We start from the raw sequence: 24,148 nt of genomic DNA on the forward strand, positions 1-24,148 counted from the left end.
CTGGGCCAGAGGGAGACGCGCCGCCCAGGCCGTCACCACTGGGAGCCAGGTCCAGCGCACGGGGGCGAGGAAGGGTCGCCGGGTCGGCAGGTGCGACCCGGGAGGGGCCCGGACGCTCAGTAGACAACGGCTCTCGGTCGACCCGCAGCCAGCGGGTCCCAGGCCGGCCCGAAGGGCGTCGGGCCCCCATCCGCACGCACACGGCGGACCGCCCCCCGCGAGGGGGCGGCATCCGCCGAAACCCCGCCGAATCCAGGAACCCGATCTCCACAGGCCCGCACAGGTCGGAACAGGGAACCCCGGTCTTCCTTCCCTGCCTTCCCCACCTCGGGGACACAGCCGCGCGCCCGCGTTATACGGTCAACCTCACCACAGCTTGATTGGCAGGAAGGCCGCACCGTGCCCTCGGGTTCCGACACCACCGCCGAAGCCGCCTCGTCCGGCCCGGCCGAAGAACGACCGGACGGGCCGCGGACGCCCGCGGACGCGCCCCGTACGGGCGACCGGGGCGACGCCGCGGCGGAGGCGTCCACGCCCCCCGGCGGGGGCCGCCCCGGCCGGTGGCGCCGCCTGGGCGGGCTCGCCCGCCGCGAGGCGGGGCGCAGCGCGCTCGCGGCCGTCGCCGGGCTCGCGCTCGGGTTCGCCTTCCCGCCGTTCGACCTCTGGCCGCTGTCCCTGCTGGCCGTGGCCGCCCTGAGCCTGCTCACGTACGGCCGCACCGCCCGCCAGGGCGCCTGGACGGGGTTCGCGTTCGCGCTGCCGTTCTTCGTACTGCTGCTGAAGTGGCTCCACGTGGTGGGCTGGGACGCGGTGATCGGCCTGTCCGTCATCGAGTCGCTCTTCCTGGTGCTGATGGGCGCCGGGTTCGCCCTGGTGTCCCGGCTGCCGGTGCCGTCCCTGTGGCCGCTGTGGACGGCCTGTCTGTGGGTGGCCGAGGAGTGGGCCCGGGACCGGGTGCCGTTCGGCGGCTTCCCCTGGGGTCGGCTGGCCTTCGCCAACACCGGGTCGCCGTTCACCCCGCTCGCCGCGGTCGGCGGCGCCCCGCTGGTCACCTTCGGCGTCGCGCTGACCGGCGGGCTGCTGGCCTCCGCCGCGCTCGCCCTGTGGCGGCTGCGGGCGGACGGGCGGCTCTCGGTGCGGGGCGCGCTGCCCGCCGCCGGTGCGGTCGTCGTCGCGGCCGCCGTGACCGCGGCCGGATACGCGGTGCCGATCCCGACCCGCGCGGACGACAGCGTGGACGTGGCCGTCGTCCAGGGCAACGTGCAGCAGGCGGGCATGGACTTCCTGGGCCGCCCCATGAAGATCCTCAACAACCACGTGGACGCCACGCTCGACCTGGCCAAGGACGTCAAGGCCGGCCGGATCAAGAAGCCCGACCTCGTCATATGGCCGGAAAACTCCTCCGACCTGGACCCCTTCCAGTACCGGGAGGCCTACGCCCGGATCGACGAGGCCGTGCAGGCGATCGGCGTGCCGGTGCTGGTCGGCGCCCTGGTCGACCACCCCCGCAAGCCGGGCTATGTGTTCAACGAGGGCATCGTCTGGGACCCCAAGGACGGTCCCGGCGCTTCGTACACCAAGCAGCACCCGGTGCCCTTCGGCGAGTACGTGCCGTTCCGCAAGGAACTGAGCAAGATCATCACCCGGCTCCAGCGCGTCCCCCGCGACTTCTATCCCGGTGACCACACCGGGGTGATGAAGGTCGGCCCGGCCCGGCTGGGCGATGTGATCTGCTTCGAGGTCGCGTACGACGAGATCGTCCGCGACACGGTCAACGCGGGCGCCCGCGCGCTCGTCGTCCAGACCAACAACGCCACCTACGGCCGCACCGGCCAGCCCGAGCAGCAGCTGGCCATGTACCAGCTGCGGGCCGTCGAGCACGGCCGCCCGGTGATCAGCGCGGCCACCAGCGGGATCAGCGCGGTCGTCGCGCCGGATGGCACGATCGAGCAGCGGACGAAAGAATTCACGCAGGATGTGCTCACCGCGCGCGTCCCGCTGCGTGACGGCACGACCCTCGCCGACCGCGTCGGTGCGACCCCGGAGTGGGTGCTCGCTATGGTGGGCGTTCTGTCCTGCGCGGCCGCGATCATGATCGGCCGTCGGGGACGTACGGACAAGAAGGGGCAGTAGCCGTGAGCGACGCACGCGAGGCCGACCAGCCGCGCCGGAGCAACGAACCTGAGGAATCGCCTCGCGGGCGGAGAAGCGAACAGTCAGATGCCGTGAGCGACGCACGCGAGGCCGACCAGCCGCGCCGGAGCAACGAACCTGAGGAATCGCCTCGCGGGCGGAGAAGCGAACAGTCAGATTCCGTGAGCGACGCACGCGAGGCCGAGGAGCCGGCCGCCGAGGCCGCCCAGCCGCGCACCGGGGCCGAGGAGCCGACCGCCGAGGCCGACCAGCCGGTCACCGCAGACGGGGGTCCGGAGCCGCGCCGCACCGGCCAGGACGACGGCGGGCGGCGGAAGTACGGCCCGCTCGGCACCGTCCTGGTGATCATTCCCACGTACAACGAGGCCGAGAACATCGCGCCGATCGTCGCCCGGGTCCGGGAGTCCGTACCGGACGCCCACATCCTCGTCGCCGACGACAACAGCCCGGACGGCACCGGCAAGGTCGCCGACGAGCTGGCGGTCGAGGACGACCACGTCAAGGTTCTGCACCGCAAGGGCAAGGAGGGCCTGGGCGCCGCCTATCTGGCGGGCTTCCGCTGGGGCATCGAGCACGGCTACGGCGTCCTGGTGGAGATGGACGCGGACGGCTCGCACCAGCCCGAGGAGCTGCCCCGGCTGCTCACCGCGCTCAAGGGCGCGGACCTGGTGATCGGCTCGCGCTGGGTGCCCGGCGGGCGGATCGTCAACTGGCCCAAGTCCCGCGAGTTCATCTCCCGGGGCGGCAGCACGTACTCCCGGCTCATGCTGGACGTGCCGATCCGCGACATGACGGCGGGTTACCGGGCCTTCCGCAAGGAGACGCTGGAGGGGCTCGGCATGGAGGCCGTCGCCTCCCAGGGCTACTGCTTCCAGATCGACCTGGCCTGGCGCGCCGTCAAGGCGGGCTTCCATGTCATCGAGGTCCCCGTCACGTTCATCGAGCGCGAGCGCGGGGAGAGCAAGATGAGCCGGGACATCGTCACCGAGGCGGCCTGGCGCGTCATGTCCTGGGGTGTGGGCTCGCGCGTCAACAAGCTGCTGGGCCGCAAGGAGCAGTAGGGGGGCGTGCGCGCTCGGAGTAGTCCCACGGGCGGCGTTCCGTCATCTGCCGGACACTGAAGGCGGAAGGAGGCGGAACATGCCCAAGACGACCATGAAGAGCAGCAAGCGCACACAGCGCAGGACGATGGCCCCCAAGGGTGCGAAGTCCAGCGGCATGGAGGCGCGTACCAAGGAGGACCTGTACCGCGAGGCCCAGAAGGCCGGGATCGAGGGCAGGTCGCAGATGTCGAAGAGTCAGCTGATCTCCGCTCTGCGCCGTAACCGCTGACACCGAGACAGCCGGGCGTCCACGGGCCCCCGTGCGGGGACGCCGGGACACCCGGACGCCGAAACGATCCGCTAGCGGATCCCCGGGACGGTCAGCGCGGTCAGCAGTGCCGTCCCGGCGACCATCCAGGCGACGTAGTCGCCGACGTGCCCGGACTGGAGCCGCCGTACGGGCGCGAGCAGCGCGGCCGCCCCGGTAAGGGCGGGCCGCCGCACTGCCAGTGCGGCCAGGGCGATGGCGAGGGCCGTGGAGAGCAGCCCGAGCAGCAGCCCGGCCGCCGACCAGTGCGGCGGCACGAACGCCGGGGCGGACGCCGCGCGTCCGCCGAGCACCGCGGGCCGGTAGCCGGAGCCGTCGGTGAACAGCGCCCCGGCCCGCCCGGCGGCCGACGCCAGCGGCGGGATCACCCCGACCGCCAGCGCCCCGGCCAGCAGCACCGCCGGTACGGCCAGCATCGGCACCGGGATGCGCCCGAGGCGGCCGCCGGTCTCCGGCTCCTCCTCACCGGTGGTCTTCGGGACCGCGTTCTGCCCGTCGTGCGGCGGTCGGCCCGCCCCGGCGAAGACCCGCAGGCCCACCCGCAGCACCGCGCCGCCGGTCACCGCCGACACCACGACGTACAGCGCGCGCAGCCAGCCCGCCGCATGCCCGGCGGCCTCCTCCGCGACCGCCTTGCCGAGCCCCGAGCCGAACGGCGGCAGCCCGCACAGGGCCAGGCCGCCGACCGCGAACAGAACGCCCACCAAACGGAGTTCCCGGGCCTTCCCGTACAGCTCGTGCTCGTCCACGGAGGCGTACCGGTCGAGCAGGATGCCCGCGCACGCGAACAGGGCCGCCTTCACGCCCGCGTGACCGGCGACGTACAGCGCGGTCCCGGAGACGGCGTCGGGGGAGAACACGGCCAGACCGGTCAGGAACAGCCCGATGTGGGCCACCGTGGAGGACGCCAGCAGCCGCTTGAGATGCCGCTGCTGCCAGCACATGAGCGCGCCCAGCACGGCCGTGAGCACCCCGAGGGCCAGCAGCGCGTGGGTGAAGGCGGAATGCGCGATGCCGCCCGGTCCCGCGAAGACCGTCCCGTAGACCCGGCCGACCCCGTACACCCCCAGCTCCACCATGACGCCGGACAGCAGCATGCACACGGGTGTGGGGGCGACCGCGTGCGCGTCGGGGAGCCAGAAGTGGAAGGGCACCGCGGCCGCCTTCACCAGCAGCCCGGTCGTCACCAGGACGAACGCGGACGAGGGCGTCCGGAGGGTCCGCGTCCAGCGCCCGCCCGAGCTGGGCGAAGCCCAGCTCCCCGGTGCGCGCGTACAGCAGCGTGATGCCCAGCAGCATGCAGTACGCGCCGAGGGAGTTCACCACGCCGAAGGCCAGCGCCCCCTGAAGCGGCTTCGGCTCCTCCACCCGGAAGCCGGTCAGGGCGTACGCGACGACGCCCATCAGCTCGAAGAAGACGAACGCGTTGAACAGGTCCCCGGTCAGCGTGAAGCCGCACATGCCCGCCTGGAAGAGCAGGATCAGCGCGTGAAGGAACCGGTGTGGCCGCGCGGCGGCTCCCCGAAGTGGCGCCAGGAGTAGACCAGGACGGCCACCACCAGCAGCGAGACCAGCGCCGCGAGCCCGGTGCCCAGCGGATCGCCCACCAGCACGATGCCCACGCCCTTGCCGTCCACCGGCCGCCAGCCGCCCACCCACTCCGCGGGACGGTCCGTGGAGTGCCCCGCCAGGATCAGCGTCAGCACGGCGGTGACGGCGGCGAAGGCGCAGCCCAGGACGTCGGAGGCGAGCCGGGGCAGCCGCCGCCCGGCGGCCACCAGCACCGCCGCGCCGAACAGCGGTACGGCCACCACCAGCGGCAGCAGCCGCGCGGCGTCCATCCGGTCAGCCCTTCAGCTCGGACAGCGCGTCCGGGTCGACCGTGCCGTGCCGCTTGCGGAGCCGCCGCCCGCGCCCGTCGCCACGCTGCCCGCGATCAGCAGTGCCCCGATCAGCAGCAGCTTCGCCATCGCCCGGCCGGGCCCGGTCGCCACGCACAGCGGCAGCACGATCGCCGGAACCCCGAGCAGGGCCGTCCGGCGCACCAGCCGGGAGCCGGGCAGGACGCCGAGGAAGCGGGCGTAGATCAGCGTGCCGGTGGGCCCGAGCACGGACAGGACGAGGGCCACGTCCTGGTATCCGGGGCGGCCGAAGCCCTGTGCGGCCGGGAGCAGCGCCAGACCGCCCAGCAGCGAGGTGAGGTTCTGGGCGATCAGCCGCTCCTCCGGCGCCCCGCGGGAGATCCACCACAGCACCGGTACGAGGGCGAGCAGCGGCACCAGCGCCACCAGCAGCCAGCCGTCGTCCGCCCTCACCGACCCGTCACCACCCGGCGCGCGGCGCGGGCGACGAGGGCGGTGGGCAGCGGGGCGGCCGCGCCCACCATGGCCTCCAGGGAGTCGACGGTGCTGATGAGCACCAGCCAGATCCCGGTCAGCACCAGCCACCAGGCGAGCACTTCGAGCACACCGGACATTCCGCCACCTCCGCGGCGGCGGGTACCCGGACGGCCGCCGCCGATTCCCCGTGGATGCGCGTCCGGGGCTGCCTGGATCCACGCCCCGGGGTCCATACAGCGCTCGGGCCCGGGCACACTTGGAGGCATGATGACCGGCGCATCCCCGCAGAGCGACCCGACCCGCCCGAAGCGCAGCCGCGCCCGCACGTTCGTACCGCTGGGCATCGCCGCCTGGCTGGTGCTGGAGATCTGGCTGCTGACCCTGGTCGCGGAGGCGGCCGGTGGGCTCACCGTCTTCCTGCTGCTGGTCGCGGGCGCGGTCGGCGGCGCGGCCGTCGTCAAGCGGGCGGGGCGCCGGGCCTGGCAGAACCTGGCCCGGACCATGCAGCAGGGCGCCGAGCCCGCCGAGCAGCCGGGGCGGACCGGCAACTCCTTCACCATGCTCGGCGGGCTGCTGCTGATGATCCCGGGGCTGCTCTCGGACGTGGCCGCGCTGCTGTGCCTGTTCCCGCCGACCGCGGCCGTGCTGCGGCGGCGCGCCGAGTCCGCGCTGTCGCGCCGGATGGGCTACACGCCGGGCTCGCTGGGCGTCGCCTTCGGGCAGGGCGGCGGGCCGGGGCGGCAGCCGGGGTCCGGCCCGGCCGGGGGCTCGCGGGACGGCCAGGTCATCCAGGGCGAGGTGGTCCGCGACGACGTGAGCCGGGACGACGCGGGCCGGGGGGACGTGGTCCGGGGCGATGTGGTCCGGGACGACAAGGACTGATCGACGAGCGCACAAGGGCCGGGGCCACTGCGTAAGCGTGGCCCCGGCCCTTGTGCGTCAGTACTGCCGTTGAAGGTCAGGCAGACTTACGGCTCGTGTCGCGCGGATGCACGGCGATGTTCATGGCGCCCGACCGAAGGATAGCCAGCCGCTCGGCCAGCACCTCCTCCAGCTCTTCACGGGTACGCCGCTCCATGAGCATGTCCCAGTGCGTGCGCGCGGGCTTGCCCTTCTTCTCCTCAGGTCCCTCGCCGTCCACCAGGAGTGCCATGGCGCCGCACGCCTTACACTCCCACTCCGGCGGAATCTCCGCCTCCACCGAGAACGGCATCTCGAATCGGTGTCCGTTCTGGCATGCGTACTCCACCGCCTGGCGCGGGGCCAGATCGATGCCGCGGTCGGTCTCGTAGCTGGTCACCACGAGTCGCGTGCCGCGAAGAGCTCGCTCACTCATGAATCGTGCCTCCCGGGCTTCTCGCCCACAGGACAGGTGTCGCTGTCGTCGTCATCCGGTCAACGTCCGGTCGGCGGTGAAGATTCCCGTACTGGGACATGCGTCGCCCGTCGTGCCGCCCCGTTGTTCTACCCACAGGCGCCCGGTTTGTCACATCTGGCAGCAGATGTCACCCAGCGTTTCTCATGCTTTAGCGCGCAGTAACGGTCCGCCTGGTGGGCCAAGGGCGTACACTACCGCTCCACGCACGCGAGGGCTAAATCAGGTCACGGATCGGACTCCGTGGACCGCCCTGCGCCACCACCGGTGAACTCTCCGTCGTCTCCTCGGGAGCGTCTCCGGTCGTGTCGCCGGTGGCTGAGGGTATCGCGAACAGGCCCAGGAAGTACTGCGAAAGCGGCCCGATGGCCAGCGCGTACAGAACCGTGCCCACTCCCACCGAGCCGCCCAGTGCGAATCCCGTGGCCAGCACCGCCACCTCGATCCCGGTCCGCACCAGCCGGACCGACCGGCCGGTGCGCTGGTGCAGCCCCGTCATCAGGCCGTCCCGCGGCCCCGGCCCGAACCGCGCGGAGATGTACAGCCCGGTGGCCGCGCCGCCCACCACGATCGAGGCCAGCAGCAGGGGGACGCGCAGCGCCAGGGCGTCCGGCTGCGGTACGAGCCACAGGGTGGCGTCCACCGTGACCCCGATCACCATCACGTTCGACACCGTGCCGAGCCGCGGCCGCTGCCGCAGCGGAATCCACAGCAGGAGCACGGCGGCCCCGACGATGATCGTCACCGTGCCGAACGACAGCGGGGTGCGCTTGACGATCCCCTGGTGGAACACGTCCCACGGATCGAGCCCGAGCGCGGCGCGCACCTGGAGTCCCATGCCCACGCCGTACAGCACGAGCCCTCCGTAGAGCTGGACGAGACGACGGGCGAGACGGGAGTCCCCCGAGGGTGCCTTGGGCAACGCGTACTCCTGTGGTGAGTGGCCACTTCTGTCTGGGCTGGTTTCTGTGTGGACTGGTGCCATTGGCCGGTGACATGTCACTCTGATGCCTGGAACCAGTCCAGTTCCATGGCCAATCCGGGAAAGGTGGACCGCATCCGATGAGTCCGTGGACCTCCGCGGTGGGGGCACCTCAACTGGCCCGCCTGCTCGGCTCCCAGCACACCCGCGAGGCGACGGTGGAGAGCCCCGTCGCGTCGCTCAACGGCGGCCGCCGCGTCCCCGCCTACCGCGCGCTCGCCGACGGCGTACGGCTGCTCCTGCTGGAGGGCCGGGTCCCGGTCGCGGCCCGCCTGCCCGCCGAGCGCGAACTCGCCGCGGCGCTCGCCGTCAGCCGCACCACCGTCGCCGCCGCCTACGAGGCGCTGCGCGGCGAGGGGTTCCTGGAGTCGCGGCGCGGCGCGGGCAGCTGGACCGCCATGCCCGCCGGCAGCCCGCTGCCCACCCGCGGCCTCGACCCGCTGCCTCCGGAGGCCGCCGCCTCCGTCATCGATCTCGGCTGCGCCGCGCTCCCCGCCCCCGAGCCCTGGCTGACCCGCGCGACGCGCGGCGCCCTGGAGGAACTGCCGCCGTACGCCCGCACCCACGGCGACTACCCCGCGGGCCTGCCCGTCCTGCGCCAGGCGCTCGCCGACCGGTACACCGCCCGCGGCGTACCGACCATGCCCGAACAGATCATGGTCACCACCGGCGCCATGGGCGCCGTCGCCGCCACCTGCCGGCTCCTGGTCCGCCCCGGTGAGCGCGTCGCCGTCGAATCGCCCAGCTACGCCAATGTGCTCCAGCTGATGCGGGAGGCGGGCGCCCGGCTGGTGCCCGTCGCAATGGCCGACCGGCTCGTGGGCTGGGACATCCCGGCCTGGCGTCAGGTCCTCGGCGCCGCCGCCCCCCGTATGGCCTACGTCGTCGCGGACTTCCACAACCCCACCGGCGCGCTCGCCACCGAGGAGCAGCGCCGCGGCCTCGTCGATGCCGCCCGCGCGGCCGGGACGGTCCTGATCGCCGACGAGACCATGTCCGAACTGCGGCTGGACGACGACGTCGAGCTGCCCCGCCCGGTCTCCGCCTTCGACCCGGCGGGCAGCACCGTCATCACCGTCGGCTCCGCGAGCAAGTCCTTCTGGGCGGGCTTGCGCATCGGCTGGGTCCGGGCCGCGCCCGACGTCATCCGCAGCCTGGTCGCCGCCCGCGCCTACGCCGACCTGGGCACGCCCGTGATCGAACAGCTCGCCGTCGGGTGGCTGTTGAACACCGGTGGCTGGGAGGAGGCCATCGAGGTCCGCCGCGCGCTCGCGCGCGACAACCGGGACGCGCTGGTGGCCGCCGTACGACGCCACCTCCCCGACTGGGAGTTCACCGTCCCGCACGGCGGCCTCACCCTCTGGGCCCGCACCGGCGGCCTCTCCGGCTCCCGCATCGCGGAGGCCGGGGCCCGGCTGGGCGTCCGCGTCCCCTCGGGCCCGCGCTTCGGCGTGGACGGCGCCTTCGAGGGCTACGTCCGGCTCCCGTTCACGGTGGCGGGCGCGGTGGCCGACAAGGCCGCCGAGCGCCTGGCGGCGGCCGCGGACCTGGTGGCGACGGGCGCCACGGTGGAGGCGGAGACCCCGCGCACCTGGGTGGCCTGACCCGCCCCCACCTTCACTGGCTCGTGGCCACCACCCGCTCACCCGGGGAGCCCGCCTCCGGCCCCGGCAGCAGCCGCAGCACCGCCCGCCGCTGGCCCTCGCTCGTCGCGTCGTCGTACGGGTCGGGCGTGGCCGGTACCTGGAGCCGGTGCACCGGCCCCGCGCCGAGCCGCGCGTACCCCCGGCCCGCCGGTGCCTCCGGCACCGGGGTGGTGGGCGGCGGGGCGCCCAGTACGGCGGTGGTCTGTTCGAGTGAGGCCGGGCCGAGGACCACCCGGGCGCGGGTGTGGAACCGTACGGCCTCGCTCAGGCCCTCCGCCGCGTCCAGCTGCTCGGCCACCACGACCCGTACGTTCGCCGCCCGCCCGTGCCGCAGCGGCACCTGGAGCAGCTCCTGCGGGTCCGTACGGCCGTCCGCCGCCGCCACATGGCTGAGCGCCGACGGTCGGTCCAGCACGATCCACAGCGGGCGCTGGACGTCCTCCGGCGGCGGGTGGCCGAACTGGCGGGCGCGGTTGGCGGCGAGCAGCCGCCGTTCGGTCTCGTGCCCGGCCCACTCCAGCGTCGCCAGCACCCCGGCGAGCCCGCATTCGACGGCCAGCACCCCGGCGCGGCCGCCGAGGCACGCGTACTCGCCGGTTCCGCTGCCGTCCACCACCAGCACGTCGCCGTGCGGCAGCGCCTGGAGCAGGATGGAGCGGAGCAGGGTGGTGGTGCCGCTGCCGGGGCGGCCGAGCACCAGCAGATGCGGTTCGGTGGAGCGCGGCCCGGTGCGCCAGACGACGGGGGGCACGTCCCGGGTCGCCGCCGCCGTCCCGTCGACGGCCGTCCCGCCCGTATCGGAGTCGTCCCGGGCCCGGGCCGTCTCGTCGTCGACGCCCTCCAGCACCGGCAGGGTCCGCCGCACGGACGACGCGTCCGTGAAGCCGAGCACCGTCTCGCCCGGCGCGGTCACGAAGCGCTGCGCGCAGATCGCGGTGGACAGGGCGGGCAGCACCGCCAGGGTGAGCCGGTTCGCCTCCTCGTCCCAGGTGAACAGGTACTCCCGGTCGCGCCCCGACTTCGCGTACAGCACCTGCTCGACACGGGCCCGGGACTCGGCCTCGCCGTCCGTGAAGTACGCGGGGTAGCGCAGCAGCAGCCGGGTCAGCCGCCCGTCCTCGTCGAAGTCGAACGACTCGAAGGGGCGCGACCACTCCCCGCCGTGGCTGTAGAGCGGGTCGGGGTCCTCGGCGGCGGCGAAGTACGGCACCAGCGCCTCGTAGATCAGGCGCAGCCGTTCGGTCCCGTCGGCGCCCGGCCCCGGGGCGGCGGGGGCGCGCACCCGCCCGGCCCAGCCCGCGGCGCCGAGCAGGCCGATCGCCGAGGCCAGCGGTCCGTACGGCAGCAGGAAGACGACGAACAGGCAGGCGGCCGCGACGAAGAACGCGGGCCCGCGCTGTTCGCCCGGAAGCTCCACCCAGCGGCGCCGCGCTCCGGCGGCGAGCACCCGCAGGCCCCGGGAGAGGGCGAGCAGCGGGTGGAGGACGTCGGCGGCGCTGTCGGCCGCGGTGCGGGCGAACTCGCGGCCGCGGCGGAACGGGGCGGCCCCGGCGCCGCCGAGGCGGAGCCGGGGGAGCGGTGGCAGGCCCACGTCAGATCTTGATCCCGCCCAGCAGACTGGCGAGGCTCGCGCCACCGGCCTTGATGCTCGGGGCGATGGCGGTGCTCGCGAGGTAGAAGCCGAAGAGGGCGCACACGACGCCGTGGGATGCCTTGAGGCCGTCTTTGCGGAAGAAGATGAAGACGACGATGCCGAGCAGGACGACACCGGAAATGGACAGGATCATCTCGGTCTCCTGGCTGGTGGGGGACTCTCACCATGAGTCATTCCAGGGTCACAGCATGTATCCATTCGGGGAAAGGTGCAAATGGGGAGATTGTTGGCGCAAGCGCAACAATGGTCACGTGCCGGTGATCACATGCACAGGTGGCGCGTGCGCGGGTAGCGGCATGCACAGGCAGTGAACGCACAGCTAGCGAAGGCGGAGGCGATACGCGATGAGCGCACCGAACCCCGAGAGCGAGCCCGCTCACGACCCGGAGGTGCTGCAACTGGCGGCCAAGGTCTTCGACCTGGCCCGGCACGGTGACACCGACACGCTCGCCGCCTACGTGGACGCGGGTGTTCCGGCCAACCTCACCAACGACAAGGGCGATTCGCTGCTCATGCTGGCCGCCTACCACGGCAACGCCGCGGCCGTGTCCGCCCTGCTGGAGCGCGGCGCCGACCCCAACCGCGTCAACGAGCGGGGGCAGACACCCATCGCCGGGGCGGCCTTCAAAGGGGAGGAGGAGGTGCTGCGGGTCCTGCTGGCCGCCGGTGCCGACCCGCGCGCGGGCTCGCCGTCGGCGGTCGACACGGCGCGCATGTTCGGGCGGGAGGACCTGCTCGCGCTGTTCGGGCCCGCGGACTCGTAGCGCCGGGCCGTGTCCGTGCGCACCTTCACTCCCGGAACCGGCCCGCGCGCCGGTTCCGGGATCCCCAACTACTCGTACTGGTACGGCCGCTGCGAGTACCGAGCCCTGCCGACGCGACCGGCTGCGCTGCTGGAGCGGGGCTCCGGAATCGAGTTGGTCCTCGGCGGCCCTTCCGCACCCGTATGATCGGTATCCAGTCCCATGTACGGAGTTGGGGGCGCGATGACTGCCACTTGGTGGCTTATGCAAGGTGAGGCCACGGTCGGCGAGTTACGGCAGTACGGGGTCGACCAGCCGGTCTTCCTGTGCCACTTCACGCCCGGACCCGCATGGGAAAAGGCCCGGGACAAGTTCGAGTCGTGGTCGGCGCTGCGCGGTCCGGACCCTGACGGAAGCCGTACCGCCCAGGTGATCAGATCCATCATGGACCTCGAACTGCGGTTGGTCCCCGCGGACGGCAGCCCCCCGATGGCGCTGTTCACGGAGTGCATCCTGCGGATCGACGGTCACACGGCCCGCCTGCGGTACTGAAGCGCTCCGCGGCTATCCGTCCGTCTTGCCGAGGACGAGCACCTGGATGGCCAGCACGGCGGCCCCCCGCGCCCAGTCGTTGAAATCGGAGACCTTGGTCTCCAGGTCGATCGGATCCGCCAGCGGATGGCGATGGGCGGCGATGGTCCGCCGGATGGTCTCGCCCGCGACGTCGACCAGACCGACCCCCTCCCCGGCGAGCAGGATCTTCTGCGGCATCGCGAAGTTGGCGATCTGCGCCACCAGGATGCCCAGCCCCCGCGCCGCCTCGTCGATCACCCGGCCGGTGACCGGATCGCCGGATGCGGCGAGGGCGAGAATGCCGGGATAGTCGACCTCCCGGCCCAGTGCGGCCTGCACCTGGTAGCGGATGCTCGGGATGGACAGCAGTGCGACCGCGCTGCCGCGCTCCCCGTCCGGGGTGAGGGGCCCGTTCGGATCGATGATCCAGCGCTTGCCGAGACCATGGCCGTCCTCCGCGCCGCGGACCAGGGTGCCGCCGATGACCAGGCCGTATCCGATGCCCGCGCCGATCGTGAGCACGACGAAGCGGTCCAGCCCGCGCCCCGCGCCGAACCAGGTCTCGGCCTCGGTGAGGGCCACCACGTCGTTCTCCACCACCACCGGCAGCCCGGTGCGCCGCTCCAGGAGCTCGGCGAACGGGACGTCGTCCCAGTCCAGGAAGGCGGAGTCGACGACGGTGGACCGGCCCCGGACATGGCCGCCCACGCCCACGCCGATCCCGGCCAGCCGGGGGAAATCGCGGCTGAAGTCCCGGACGAAAGCCTCGAGGAGGTCCGCGACCTCCTCGGGGTCATGGGTGCCGAGCGGACGGGTCCGCTGGGCCACGACCTCGCTCTTGAGCGTGGTGACCACCCCGTACACCGCATCGCCGGTGATCTTGAATCCGGCGAAGTAGCGGGACTCGGCCACGATGTCCAGCGGCTGGGAGGGGCGCCCCTGACCGCCGGTCCGGGCCGGACGGGACGCGTTCGGCCACGCCTCCTCGACCAGCAGCCCGGACTCGATCAGCGGCTTGGTCAGCCGGGTGAGGCTGCCCGCCGACAGATCCAGCCGTCTGGCGATCTCACCGCGGGAGAGCGGGCCGTGCATCAGCACTTCGATCGCCACCGCCCGCTCGGCGGGACTCAGCGGTGCCCAACTGGCCGCCAGCGCACTCATCGAGCCTTCATCATCCACATCCCGGAGCCTATATATCTTTCTCGACGAAAACAATGGCGGGGTCAGAGGCTGTGGACAACGGGTTTTCCACAGCTCATGCACGGGTCTTGACAGCTCTATTTTTTCGTCACGAAACTAATCGGCCATGGACCACGTCATGGACAAGGGAGTCTTATGGCCATCGCCTCGCCCCGTCGCGAGGGCGCCCGCGGCGACGGGCTTCTCGCGGCGGCGTTCATCGCACCCGCCCTGTTCGGGTTTCTCGTCTTCCTGCTCTGGCCCACCCTGCGCGGGATCTATCTGAGCTTCACCCGCTTCAACCTGCTGACCCCGCCGGAGTGGGTGGGCCTCGACAACTACGTGCGCATGGTCAACGACCCCATCTTCTGGGACTCGTTGCGCGTCACCGTTCTCTACGTGGTCATGAACATCGGCGTGCAGACGGTCGTGGCCCTGCTGATCGCCGTCCTGATGCAGCGGCTGACCCAGTCGGCGCTGGTGCGCGGCATCGTGCTCACCCCGTATCTGGTCTCCAACGTGGTCACCGGCATCGTCTTCCTGTGGATGCTCGACACCCAGCTCGGCATCGGCAACCAGATCCTCGGCGCCCTCGGCTTCGACCACATCGGCTTCTTCGCGAGCCAGGGGTGGGCGATCCCCACCATCGCGCTCGTCAACGTCTGGCGGCACGTGGGCTATACGGCCCTGCTGCTCTTCGCCGGGCTCCAGGCGATCCCCAAGGACATGTACGAGGCGGGCCGGATCGACGGGGCGGGGGAGTGGCGGATGTTCTGGCGGATCTCCCTGCCGCTGCTGCGGCCGATCCTCGCGCTCGTGCTCATCATGACCGTCATCGGGTCGTTCCAGGTGTTCGACACGGTCGCGGTCACCACGGCCGGAGGCCCGGCCAACGCCACCAACGTGCTCCAGTACTACATCTACGGAGCCGCGTTCGGACGCTTCCAGTTCGGCTATGCCTCCGCGATGTCCGTCGCCCTGCTGATCGTCCTCAGCGTGATCACCATCGTCCAGTACCGGCTCACCAAGGCCGGCCAGACCGACCTCGGATAGGGGCCCGTCATGGCATTGGCGACACCCACGAAACTCGGCGCCCCCAGCCCCGCCACCACCCGGACCGCGCTCAGGACGCGGCGCAGGCCCTCACCCGGCCGCGTCCTCGCCTGGATCCTCATGGGCGGGGTCATGGTGGTGACGCTCTTCCCCTTCTACTGGATCCTGCGAACCGCGCTGTCCACCAACACCGCGCTCGCCGCCCACCCCTCCTCCCTGCTTCCCGTCGACATCAGCCTGGGCGGCTTCGCCCGGGTCTTCGGCCTCCAGAGCACCAAGGACGCCCTCGCCCAGGGCGGCTCGGGTGCCGACCTCAACTTCTGGCGCTATCTGCTCAACTCGATATTCGTCTCCACCCTGATCACCGGCTGCCAGGTCCTGTTCTCCGCCATGGCCGCCTACGCCTTCGCCCGCCTGCGATGGCGCGGCCGGGATACCGTGTTCGGGCTGGTGCTCGCCGGGCTCATGGTGCCCGCCGTCTTCACGCTGCTGCCGAACTTCGTCCTCATCAAGCAGCTCGGCCTGATCGACAGCCTGCTCGGCATCGCGCTGCCCACGATGTTCATGACGCCGTTCGCCGTCTTCTTCCTCCGCCAGTTCTTCATGAACATCCCCGCGGAGATCGAGGAGGCCGCGCTGCTGGACGGCGCGGGGAAGGTGCGGGTCTTCTTCCGGGTCATCCTGCCGATGGCGGGGGCGCCGATCGCGACCCTCGCCATCCTCACCTACATGACCTCCTGGAACGACTACTTCTGGCCGCTCATGGTGTCCTACAGCGACAGCTCCCGGGTGCTCACCGTCGCGCTGAGCATCTTCCGCGCCCAGTCGCCGCAGACCGGCATGGACTGGGCCGGGCTGATGTCGGCGACGCTGGTCGCCGCGCTCCCCATGCTCCTGCTGTTCGCCGCGTTCGCCCGGCGCGTCATCAACTCCGTCGGCTTCACCGGAATCAAGTAGGAGGCAGCGATGGCCACGGCACGAACCCTCCGCGCCCTCCGCACCACATGCGCGCTAGGCGGAGCCGCGGCGCTCACCCTCGCGGCGGGCTGCGCACCACAGGGCTCCACCTCGGTCTCCGCGCAGCGGACCGTCAGCTATTGGCTCTGGGACGCCAATCAGCTGCCCGCCTACCAGGCGTGCGCGAAGGACTTCGAGAAGAGGAACCCCGGGCTCAACGTCAAGATCACCCAGATGGGCTGGGACGACTACTGGACCAAGCTCACGGCCGCCTTCATCGCGGGCACCCAGCCCGACGTCTTCACCGACCACGTCTCCAAGTTCGGCCAGTTCGCCGACCTCGGCGTGCTCGCCCCGCTCGACGAGCTGCCCGCCACCAAGGGCATCAAGAACGCCGACTATCAGCCCAGCCTCGGCGCCTCCTGGATCGGTCGGGACGGCCACCGCTACGGCGCCCCGAAGGACTGGGACACCGTCGCCCTCTTCTACAACAAGAAGATGGCCAAGGCCGCCGGGGTCTCCGCCAAGGACCTCAACTCGCTCGCCTGGAACCCCAAGGACGGCGGCAGCTTCGAGAGGACCATCGCCCATCTCACCGTCGACCGGAACGGGGTCCGGGGCGACGAGCCGGGCTTCGACAAGAACCACGTCCGCACCTACGGCCTGGCCACCAATGACGCGGGTCAATCCGACGGCCAGACCCAGTGGAGCGCCTTCGCCGGCTCGGCGGGCTGGCATTACACCAACAAGCGGGTGTGGGGCGATCACTACAACTACGACCAGCCCGCCTTCAAGAGCGCCATCCGCTGGTACTTCGGGTTGGCGAAGAAGGGGTACCTCGCACCGTTCAGGGACTTCTCCGAGTCCAACGGACCCGACGTGCAGCTCGGTTCGGGCAAGGCGGCCATCGCGATGCACGGCTCCTGGATGATCTCCACCTTCGCCGGGCTCAAGGGCGTCGACGTCGGCACCGCCCTGACCCCTGTCGGTCCGTCCGGTCACCGCGCCACCATGATGAACGGCCTCGCCGACTCCATCAGCAAACACGCGAAGAACAAGGAGGGCGCCCAGAAGTGGGTGGCCTATCTCGCCTCGAACGCGTGCCAGAAGACGGTCGGTGAACACAGGGTCGTCTTCCCGGCGACCAAGGCGGGCACGGCAGCGGCGGCGGCCGCGTACAAGAAGGAAGGCATCGACACCACCGCCTTCACCAAGCCGGTCGCCGACCGGACCACGTTCTCCTTCCCCATCACCGACTACGCCGCCGACGTTCAGGCCCTGATGACCCCCGCGATGCAGGACATCTACGCCAACGGGGCGTCCGTGTCGGGCGTGCTCGACCGCACCAACGACCAGATCAACTTCCTCTTCGACCAGGATCACTCCTGATGAAAGGGCCCTCCATGCCGTTCACCCTTGGCATCGTCGGCGCCGGGCAGTTCGCCGGCCAGTTCGCCAAGCTCTTCCAGGCCCACCCGGGCGTCGGGGACGTCACCGTCACCGATCTGCTGCCCGAGCGCGCGGACCGGCTGGTCTCCCAGTACGGGCTGGCCGGGACCCACCCCTCGTTCGAGGCCATGCTGGAATCCGACGTGGACGCCGTCGCGCTGTTCACCCAGCGCTGGACCCACGGTCCCCTCGTCGTCCGGGCCCTGCGCGCCGGGAAGCACGTGTACTCGGCCGTGCCGATGGCCGTCAGCGAGGAGGAGATCGCCGCCATCATCGACGCCGTCCGGGAGACCGGGCTGACGTACATGATGGGCGAGACCAGCCAGTACAACCCGGCCACCGTCTACGCCCGGGAGAAGATCACCGAGGGCGGCTTCGGGCGGCTCTTCTACGCCGAGGGCGACTACGTCCACGACATGGATCTCGGCTTCTACGAGGCGTACCAGTACAGCGGCGGCGAGCAGTGGAAGTCCACCGCGAGCTATCCGCCGCTGCTCTACCCCACCCACTCGGTCGGCGGGGTGCTGGGCGCCTGGCAGACCCACGCGGTGAGCGTGTCCGCGATAGGGGTGCGGGACGAGCGGGGGGACGGGGTCTTCGACCGGGAGGTCAGCCAGTTCGACAACGACTTCTCCAACGCCACCGCGCTCTTCGAGGCGGCCGGGGGCGGATCGTTCCGCATCAATGAGTTCCGCCGGGTGGGCTACCCCTCACACATCCGCGAGTCGCGGTTCCGCTTCTTCGGTACCGAGGGCAGTCTCGAGCAGCTCGCCACCGTCAGCTTCTGGCAGGACAAGAAGGGTGTCCAGGACGTCTCCGCACACCTCCAGCCCGCGCCGACCGTGTCCCCCGACGATCCGTCGCTCGCCGAGGTGGCCCCCGCGCTGCGGGACGCCTTCACCTCGGGCAGCGCCCCCGTGCACGACCGGTCGCGGCTGCCGAAGGAGTTCGCCCAGCTGCCCAACGGGCACGAGGGCAGCCACCACTTCCTCGTCGACGACTTCGTCACCGCCGTCAACACCCGCACCCTGCCCACGGTGAACGCCTGGGTCGCGGCCCGCTACACCCTGCCGGGCATCGTCGCCCACCGGTCCGCGCTCCAGGGCGGTGCCCGCCTGGACATCCCGGACTTCGGCGACGCGCCCGCGTAGCGCCCCGCAGGGCGAGCCGGACCGCCGCGCGCATCGTCCCACGGGGCGGCGGTCCGGCCGTATAGCTTGATCCTCATGGACATCGGTGATGTGGTCGAGGACTTCGAACTTCCCGACGAGAGCGGCGACACCCGCACCCTGAGCGGACTGCTGAAGAACGGCCCGGTGGTGCTGTTCTTCTACCCGGCGGCCTTCACGCCCGGCTGCACGAAGCAGGCCTGCCACTTCCGTGACATCGCGGCGGAGTTCAGGGAGCTGGGCGCCGAACCGGTCGGCATCAGCGCCGACGCGGTCGAAAAGCAGGCGGAGTTCGCCCGCGCGTACTCCTTCGGCTATCCGCTGCTGTCGGATCCGGAGGGGACGGTACGGGAGCGGTTCGGGGTGAAGCGCGGCATCGCGGCCGTACCGACCAAGCGGGTCACCTTTGTGATCGACACCGACCGCCGGGTGCTGGAAGTCGTCAAGAGCGAGTTCCGGATGGGGGTCCACGCGGACCGGGCGCTGGACGCGCTCCGGCGCCGGGCCGCGTAGCGAACCAGGCGCGAAAACACTTGCGGGGGCGGTGCGTTGTGCCGCCCCGCAAACCTTGGTGACACCTCTAGCAAGCGCTTGCCGCGCGGCGTAAGGTCATCCGGCCGACCGTAGTACGCCCCGCCATGCCGCACGCGCCGAGCTGAGGAGCCTCCATGAGACGCGCCGGTACCGCACTGCTGGCCGCCACCGCCTGCCTCACCCTGCTGCCCGGCGCCCCGGCATGGGCCGGGACCTCCGGCCACCGCCCCGGCCACGCCCTCCCGAACTGCACCGGCGCCGCCCCCATCACCTGCCACTTCGACATCGCCCCGGGGACGTACGACGTCACGGCAGTCCTCGGCGGCGCCGACGCCGGAAGCACCGCCGTGACCGCCGAGTCGCGGCGCACGCTGCTGCCCGCGACGCCGACCGCCGCCCGGCAACGGCTGACGAGGACGTTCACCGTCAATGTGCGCGAGCCGGAAGGAGAGCCGACCGGGCCGAGCGGATCGCCCGGGCTCGACCTCTCCTTCGGCGGCGACGCGCCCCGCCTCGCCGATCTGCGGGTCACCGCAAGCCGCCGTACGCAGCTCTTCCTCGCCGGGGACTCGACCGCCTGCGACCAGATCGCCGCCCCGTACACGGGCTGGGGGCAGCAGCTTCCGCAGTTCTTCCGCGGCGGTCTCTCGGTCGCCAACTACGCCGACTCCGGCGAGGGTTCCGGTTCCTTCCTCGCCGACCCCCGGCTCTTCCCCGCCATGCGTCCGCTGATCCGCAAGGGCGACACCGTCCTCGTCCAGTTCGCCCACAACGACAAGCAGACGACCGCCGCCGACTACCGCGCCAACCTCACCGCGCTGCTCGACGGGGTGCGGGCGCGCGGCGGCAAGCCCGTCCTCGTCACGCCCATCGTGCGCCGCTGGTTCAACGACGACGGCACCCTCGACAACGGCACCGCCCTGCACATCAACGGCCTCGGCGTGAACCTGCCTGCCGAGATGCGCGCCCTCGCCGCCGAACGGCACGTCCCCCTCATCGACCTCACCGCCCTCACCCGGCAGCTGGTGGAACAGCTCGGCCCCGAGGGCTCCAAGGCGCTGTACCTCTACGACGAGGCCCGCGACAACACCCACACCTCCGCCCACGGCGCCACCGAGTTCGCCCGGCTCGTGCTCGGCGAACTGCGTGCGCAGCGTCTGGTCCCCGGCGGGGTGATCCGGTGACGCACACGCAGCCAGGCCACGCCCACCGAAGCCACGCCCAGAGCCACGCCCAGAGAAGCCGCACTCAGAGAAGCCACGCCCAGAGGAGCCACCCACCGGTGACCCACCCACAGGTGACCCACCCCTTCCCGCTGCCGGCCGAGGACCGTGCCACCAGCCCGTACACCGGCTGGACCCGGGCCCACTGGGAGGCCGCCGCCGACGGGCTGCTCGCCGCCGTCACCCCGTACGCCACCCCCGGCCGGGCCCTCTACCAGCTGCCGGGCCACCGGCCCAGCTGGTCGGGCGCCCGCTCCGACGGACTCGAAGGATTCGCCCGCACCTTCCTGCTCGCCGCCTTCCGCGTCGCGGGCGCGCGCGGCGCGGACCCGCACGGCCTCCTGGAGCGGTACGCGGACGGCTTCGCAACCGGCACCCGGCGGCCCGGCGGCGACGGACCCGAGGACTGGCCCCGGATCGCCGACCGCAGCCAGCCGCTGGTCGAATCCGCCTCGATCGCGCTCGGGCTGCGAATCACCCGGCCCTGGCTGTGGGACCGGCTGGACGACGGCGTGCGCCGGCGCGTCGGCGCCTGGCTCACGGACGCGCTCACCGCCACCCCCGTGCCCACCAACTGGGAGCTGTTCCCGGTGGCCGTCGGCGGCTTCCTCGCCGAGGCGGACGTGGAAACGGACGCCGCCCGCGCCGCCGTCGACCGGGGCCTCGCGCGCATCGAGCCCTGGTACACCGGCGACGGCTGGTACAGCGACGGCGCGAACCGCGCCTTCGACTACTACAACGGCTGGGCCCTGCACCTCTATCCGGCCCTCGACGCCTGGCTGTCCGGCGACACCGAGCGGCTCGCCCGCTACGGGCAGCGGCTGGCCGCCCACCTCACCGATTACGCCCACCTCTTCGGCGGCGACGGCGCCCCGCTCCACCAGGGCCGCTCGCTGATCTACCGCTTCGCGGTCGCCGCCCCGCTGTGGCTGGGCGCCCTCACCGGGCACACCCCGCTCGCCCCCGGCACCACCCGCCGCCTCGCCTCCGGCGCCCTGCGCTACTTCCTCGACCGGGGCGCGGCCTCGGACGACGGGCTGTTGTCGCTGGGCTGGCACGGCCGCTACGAGGGCCTGGTCCAGCCCTACTCCGGCCCCGCGTCCCCCTACTGGGCCGCCAAGGGCTTCCTCGGGCTGCTGCTCCCGGAGGGGCACGAGGTGTGGACGGCCCGCGAGGAGCCGGGCCCCGCCACCGCGGGCGCCGACGTCACCCGCGCCGTGTCCGGACCGAACTGGCTGCTCCAGTCCACCACCGCCGACGGCCTGGTGCGCCTCCACAACCACGGCAGCGAACACCTCCCCCCGCCCGGCGACCCCGATCAGGACGACCCGTACTACGCGCGGCTCGCCTATTCCACGGCCACCGGCCCCGTCCCGTACGGCGCCGCGCCCGACAACCACTTCGGCCTGCTGAGCGGCGACCGGGTCTCCCTGCGGACCCGGCTGGAGCCCCTGGGCGCGGGGGACGGCTGGGCGGCCTCCCGCCATCACGCCCGGGTGGTGGGGGAGGAGCGGCCGGACGAGGTCCGGATCACCAGCCTGGTGCTGGTGCACGGCGCGGCGGAGGTCCGCGTCCACCTGGTGGCGGGGGCGGCCCCGGGCCACCCCGTACGCCAGACCGGCTGGGCGGCCCCGGACGAGGCCCTGCGCTCCGAACTCCTGCCGCTGCACGGCCTGCTGACCGCGGATCCGCTGCCCGCCGCCGCCACGGCCTTCTCCGGCCGTGCCGTCGCTCCCGCCCTCACCGGCGAGACCACCGGCGGCGCGGCCGGTGACTTGTTCGTCTGCCTGGCCCGGCTGACGGCCGAACCGGATCCGGCCCCGCTGGAGACGCTGGCCCGCGTGGACGTGGCGCCCGCCGACGGCGGCTACGAGGTCCGGGTCGCCTGGTGGGACGGCGCCGCCTACCGCGCCCATCTGTCGGAGCAGGCGGTACGGGTCGCCCCGGCGATCCCGGCACCGGTCAACCGAAGCTGACCCGCTCCAGCCAGAAGTCGAGCAGCTTCGCGTCGCCGAGGACCTCGACGCGCCCGCCGTGCGCGGGGCGCCGCTTGTAGACGAGCAGCAGCAGCTCCGTCAGCGGCCCCCGCACCGCGACGGCGCACTTCTCGTGCGCCCGGCGCCAGGTGATGGCTTCCCCGGTGAGGTCGACGACCCACTCCGCCACCGCCTCCGGCGCGGCGTCGGTGGCGTGCAGATGGAGCGTGCGGCCGGGGCCGAGCAGCTCGCGCATCCAGGGGTGGACGTCGAAGTGGAAGGGCAGCGAGCCCAGTTCCATCCACTCGTCCAGGGCGTCGAGCGCCACGTCCTGGACGAGGGTGAACTCCGCGCCGAGGGCCAGGGTCGCGTCGGCCCGGTGCATCACCGTCTCATGAGTGAACCGGCGTGCGTAGAACGCCGCCGTATCCGCCCCGGGCACCGGCACCCACACCGGCGCGCCGGGCCCGGCCTCGCGCAGCGCCTCCGCCAGCTCCGCCGCGCTCTCGGCCAGCCACGGGCCGACCACCGCCGGATCCTCGGCCGCGTACGGGGCGAGATCGCGGAAGTGCTCGTCGGGCAGGGTCTCGGCGGCCCGCGTCCGCACCATCTCCGCCGCCCAGCGCTGGCCGCCGCCGAGGTGCCGCAGCAGCTGCCCCACGTTCCAGCCGGGGCAGGACGGCACCGGCACCGTCAGGTCCGCGCCCTCGATACGGGGCGTCAGCAGCCCCGTCTGCGTGACGATCTCGGCACACATGCGGTCAAAGCTCAGGAGAGTCATGACAGCACGGTAGAGGTCACCACCGACAACGGGTCGGTTACGGCGCGGGCGGCAGCGTTCCGCCGAGGCGTTCGGACAGGGCCCGGGTCGAGGCGAGGAGGGTTTCGCCGATCTCGGCGACACGGTCCCGGGTGACGCGGGAGGCGGGGCCGGAGACGCTGATGGCGGTGGCGACCGCCCCGCTGTGGTCGAATACCGGCGCCGCGACGCAGCGGATCTCCCTCTCGTTCTCCACGTCGTCGATCGCGTACCCGCGCTCCCGCACCGCGGCCAGCTCGGCGCGCAGCCACCCGGCGGTGGTGATGGTGGCCGGGGTGCGGGGCGGCATGCCCCGCGCGATCACCTGGTCCACCACGGCGGGGGAGGCGTAGGCGAGGAACGCCTTTCCGACGGCGGTGCAATACGCGGGCTGGCGGCTGCCGATGCGTGAATGCATGCGCACCGGCTGGGGGCTTTCCACCTTGTCGATGTACACGATCTCCGGTGGATCGAAGACCACCAAGTGGACCGTTTCCCCTATGCCGTCGACGAGTTCATGCAGATGTGGGGCAGCGGCTTCGCGGAAGTCCAGCCGCTCCAAATAGACTTGGCCGAGGAACGCGTTCTGCGGACCGAGTCGATAGCGCCCGTTCTCGGCGTCCTGGTCCACCAGGCGCACCTCCCGCAGCGGTGCCAGCAGCCGCAGGATGGTGCTCTTGCTCAGGCCCAGGCCCGCGGCCAGGTCGGTGAGGGTCGCGCCGCGCGGATGGCCGCTGTCCTCGGCCAGGAACATCACGATGGACAGCGCCCGGCGCAGCGACGACGAGGTGTTGCGCCCAGCGCCGGTCCCGGCGGGGCGGTCGTCCTGACCGCCGTGGGCGGTGTCCGGCCGAGAAGTCATGCCGGGAAGGTAGCCGACCTCCGCGTTTTTGCATAGCAGCATCGGATGCCGGAATTCGAAATCAACCATTGACGGCCTTGACCGGCTCGGTTAGCTTGTGCGCACCCAAT

Annotated in this window: 24 protein-coding genes and 1 pseudogene; 15 read left to right on the top strand and 10 right to left on the bottom strand. The window is 72.2% G+C overall.

Going from position 1 to position 24,148, the window contains the following annotated elements; genetic code table 11:
• Positions 1 to 399: 399 nt before the first annotated feature.
• The 3 genes from lnt to LCH29_RS36565 all read left to right on the top strand — a co-directional run bounded on the left by lnt (position 400) and on the right by LCH29_RS36565 (position 3,486).
• Positions 400 to 2,133, top strand: coding sequence for an apolipoprotein N-acyltransferase (lnt, locus tag LCH29_RS36555; RefSeq protein ID WP_446465985.1), 1,734 nt, complete (start codon positions 400 to 402; stop codon positions 2,131 to 2,133).
• Positions 2,134 to 2,492: 359 nt separating this feature from the next.
• On the top strand, positions 2,493 to 3,215 hold the full coding sequence (locus LCH29_RS36560) for a polyprenol monophosphomannose synthase (protein ID WP_446466018.1): 723 nt from the start codon (positions 2,493 to 2,495) through the stop codon (positions 3,213 to 3,215).
• 79 nt (positions 3,216 to 3,294) lie between these two features.
• Positions 3,295 to 3,486 carry a Rho termination factor N-terminal domain-containing protein gene (locus tag LCH29_RS36565; protein ID WP_123100500.1) on the top strand — a complete coding sequence of 64 codons (192 nt, stop codon included), beginning with the start codon at positions 3,295 to 3,297 and terminating at the stop codon, positions 3,484 to 3,486.
• Positions 3,487 to 3,557: 71 nt separating this feature from the next.
• Here the strand turns inward: LCH29_RS36565 and LCH29_RS36570 are convergent.
• The 3 genes and pseudogenes from LCH29_RS36570 to LCH29_RS36580 form a co-directional block, all read right to left on the bottom strand.
• Positions 3,558 to 5,366, bottom strand: a pseudogene (locus LCH29_RS36570) (complex I subunit 5 family protein).
• A gap of 12 nt (positions 5,367 to 5,378) precedes the next feature.
• Positions 5,379 to 5,840, bottom strand: coding sequence for an MrpF/PhaF family protein (locus LCH29_RS36575; RefSeq protein ID WP_446465986.1), 462 nt, complete (start codon positions 5,838 to 5,840; stop codon positions 5,379 to 5,381).
• On the bottom strand, positions 5,837 to 6,001 hold the full coding sequence (locus LCH29_RS36580) for a hypothetical protein (protein ID WP_446465987.1): 165 nt from the start codon (positions 5,999 to 6,001) through the stop codon (positions 5,837 to 5,839). Before LCH29_RS36580 ends, LCH29_RS36575 begins: the two co-directional genes overlap by 4 nt.
• Before the next feature lie 127 nt (positions 6,002 to 6,128).
• Here LCH29_RS36580 and fxsA point away from each other — a divergent pair, with 127 nt between their 5' ends.
• A complete protein-coding gene (fxsA, locus tag LCH29_RS36585; RefSeq protein ID WP_446465988.1) occupies positions 6,129 to 6,746 on the top strand; it encodes an FxsA family membrane protein in 618 nt (205 codons plus the stop codon).
• Positions 6,747 to 6,822: 76 nt separating this feature from the next.
• Here fxsA and LCH29_RS36590 read toward each other — a convergent pair whose 3' ends face one another.
• A complete protein-coding gene (locus LCH29_RS36590; protein ID WP_009713547.1) occupies positions 6,823 to 7,200 on the bottom strand; it encodes an RNA polymerase-binding protein RbpA in 378 nt (125 codons plus the stop codon).
• A gap of 256 nt (positions 7,201 to 7,456) precedes the next feature.
• Positions 7,457 to 8,224, bottom strand: coding sequence for a membrane protein YczE (yczE, locus tag LCH29_RS36595; RefSeq protein WP_446465989.1), 768 nt, complete (start codon positions 8,222 to 8,224; stop codon positions 7,457 to 7,459).
• A gap of 77 nt (positions 8,225 to 8,301) precedes the next feature.
• Between yczE and LCH29_RS36600 the strand changes: the two genes are divergently transcribed.
• Complete coding sequence (locus tag LCH29_RS36600) at positions 8,302 to 9,825, top strand: SCO1417 family MocR-like transcription factor (RefSeq protein WP_446465990.1); 1,524 nt, start codon at positions 8,302 to 8,304, stop codon at positions 9,823 to 9,825.
• Between the two features lie 13 nt (positions 9,826 to 9,838).
• Here the strand turns inward: LCH29_RS36600 and LCH29_RS36605 are convergent, their stop codons facing one another.
• Positions 9,839 to 11,458, bottom strand: coding sequence for a hypothetical protein (locus LCH29_RS36605; protein WP_446465991.1), 1,620 nt, complete (start codon positions 11,456 to 11,458; stop codon positions 9,839 to 9,841).
• 1 nt (position 11,459) lies between these two features.
• On the bottom strand, positions 11,460 to 11,654 hold the full coding sequence (locus LCH29_RS36610) for a hypothetical protein (RefSeq protein ID WP_039936790.1): 195 nt from the start codon (positions 11,652 to 11,654) through the stop codon (positions 11,460 to 11,462).
• Positions 11,655 to 11,865: 211 nt separating this feature from the next.
• On the opposite strand from LCH29_RS36610, the gene LCH29_RS36615 reads away from it, so the two are divergent.
• The 3 genes from LCH29_RS36615 to LCH29_RS36625 are packed head-to-tail and all read left to right on the top strand — an operon-like array spanning position 11,866 to position 12,816.
• Positions 11,866 to 12,285 (top strand): ankyrin repeat domain-containing protein, encoded by a 420-nt coding sequence (locus tag LCH29_RS36615; RefSeq protein ID WP_446465992.1) that lies wholly within the window; start codon positions 11,866 to 11,868, stop codon positions 12,283 to 12,285.
• 9 nt (positions 12,286 to 12,294) lie between these two features.
• A complete protein-coding gene (locus tag LCH29_RS36620; RefSeq protein ID WP_446465993.1) occupies positions 12,295 to 12,471 on the top strand; it encodes a hypothetical protein in 177 nt (58 codons plus the stop codon).
• Positions 12,472 to 12,507: 36 nt separating this feature from the next.
• Positions 12,508 to 12,816, top strand: a complete 309-nt coding sequence (locus LCH29_RS36625) for a hypothetical protein (RefSeq protein WP_009713540.1) — start codon at positions 12,508 to 12,510, stop codon at positions 12,814 to 12,816.
• 12 nt (positions 12,817 to 12,828) lie between these two features.
• Here the strand turns inward: LCH29_RS36625 and LCH29_RS36630 are convergent, their stop codons facing one another.
• Positions 12,829 to 13,998, bottom strand: coding sequence for an ROK family transcriptional regulator (locus tag LCH29_RS36630; RefSeq protein WP_446466019.1), 1,170 nt, complete (start codon positions 13,996 to 13,998; stop codon positions 12,829 to 12,831).
• A 174-nt stretch (positions 13,999 to 14,172) separates the two neighbouring features.
• On the opposite strand from LCH29_RS36630, the gene LCH29_RS36635 reads away from it, so the two are divergent.
• From LCH29_RS36635 to LCH29_RS36665, 7 genes are all read left to right on the top strand, one after another.
• Complete coding sequence (locus LCH29_RS36635) at positions 14,173 to 15,069, top strand: carbohydrate ABC transporter permease (RefSeq protein ID WP_446465994.1); 897 nt, start codon at positions 14,173 to 14,175, stop codon at positions 15,067 to 15,069.
• Positions 15,070 to 15,078: 9 nt separating this feature from the next.
• A complete protein-coding gene (locus tag LCH29_RS36640; protein ID WP_446465995.1) occupies positions 15,079 to 16,026 on the top strand; it encodes a carbohydrate ABC transporter permease in 948 nt (315 codons plus the stop codon).
• 9 nt (positions 16,027 to 16,035) lie between these two features.
• A complete protein-coding gene (locus LCH29_RS36645; RefSeq protein WP_446465996.1) occupies positions 16,036 to 17,415 on the top strand; it encodes an ABC transporter substrate-binding protein in 1,380 nt (459 codons plus the stop codon).
• Between the two features lie 14 nt (positions 17,416 to 17,429).
• Positions 17,430 to 18,626, top strand: coding sequence for a Gfo/Idh/MocA family protein (locus tag LCH29_RS36650; protein WP_446465997.1), 1,197 nt, complete (start codon positions 17,430 to 17,432; stop codon positions 18,624 to 18,626).
• 75 nt (positions 18,627 to 18,701) lie between these two features.
• Positions 18,702 to 19,157: a peroxiredoxin gene (locus tag LCH29_RS36655; RefSeq protein WP_446465998.1), complete on the top strand. Its 456-nt coding sequence runs from the start codon at positions 18,702 to 18,704 to the stop codon at positions 19,155 to 19,157.
• Between the two features lie 155 nt (positions 19,158 to 19,312).
• Positions 19,313 to 20,362: a rhamnogalacturonan acetylesterase gene (locus tag LCH29_RS36660; protein ID WP_446465999.1), complete on the top strand. Its 1,050-nt coding sequence runs from the start codon at positions 19,313 to 19,315 to the stop codon at positions 20,360 to 20,362.
• Between the two features lie 98 nt (positions 20,363 to 20,460).
• The gene (locus LCH29_RS36665) at positions 20,461 to 22,377 is read left to right on the top strand and encodes a DUF2264 domain-containing protein (RefSeq protein ID WP_446466000.1); all 1,917 of its coding nucleotides are present in this window, start codon (positions 20,461 to 20,463) and stop codon (positions 22,375 to 22,377) included.
• On the opposite strand, the gene LCH29_RS36670 is transcribed toward LCH29_RS36665, so the two are convergent.
• A complete protein-coding gene (locus LCH29_RS36670) occupies positions 22,364 to 23,158 on the bottom strand; it encodes a maleylpyruvate isomerase family mycothiol-dependent enzyme (protein ID WP_446466001.1) in 795 nt (264 codons plus the stop codon). The genes LCH29_RS36665 and LCH29_RS36670 overlap by 14 nt on opposite strands.
• 37 nt (positions 23,159 to 23,195) lie before the next feature.
• On the bottom strand, positions 23,196 to 24,038 hold the full coding sequence (locus LCH29_RS36675; protein ID WP_446466002.1) for an IclR family transcriptional regulator: 843 nt from the start codon (positions 24,036 to 24,038) through the stop codon (positions 23,196 to 23,198).
• Positions 24,039 to 24,148: the final 110 nt, after the last annotated feature.

Source organism: Streptomyces sp. BRA346 (assembly GCF_052851135.1).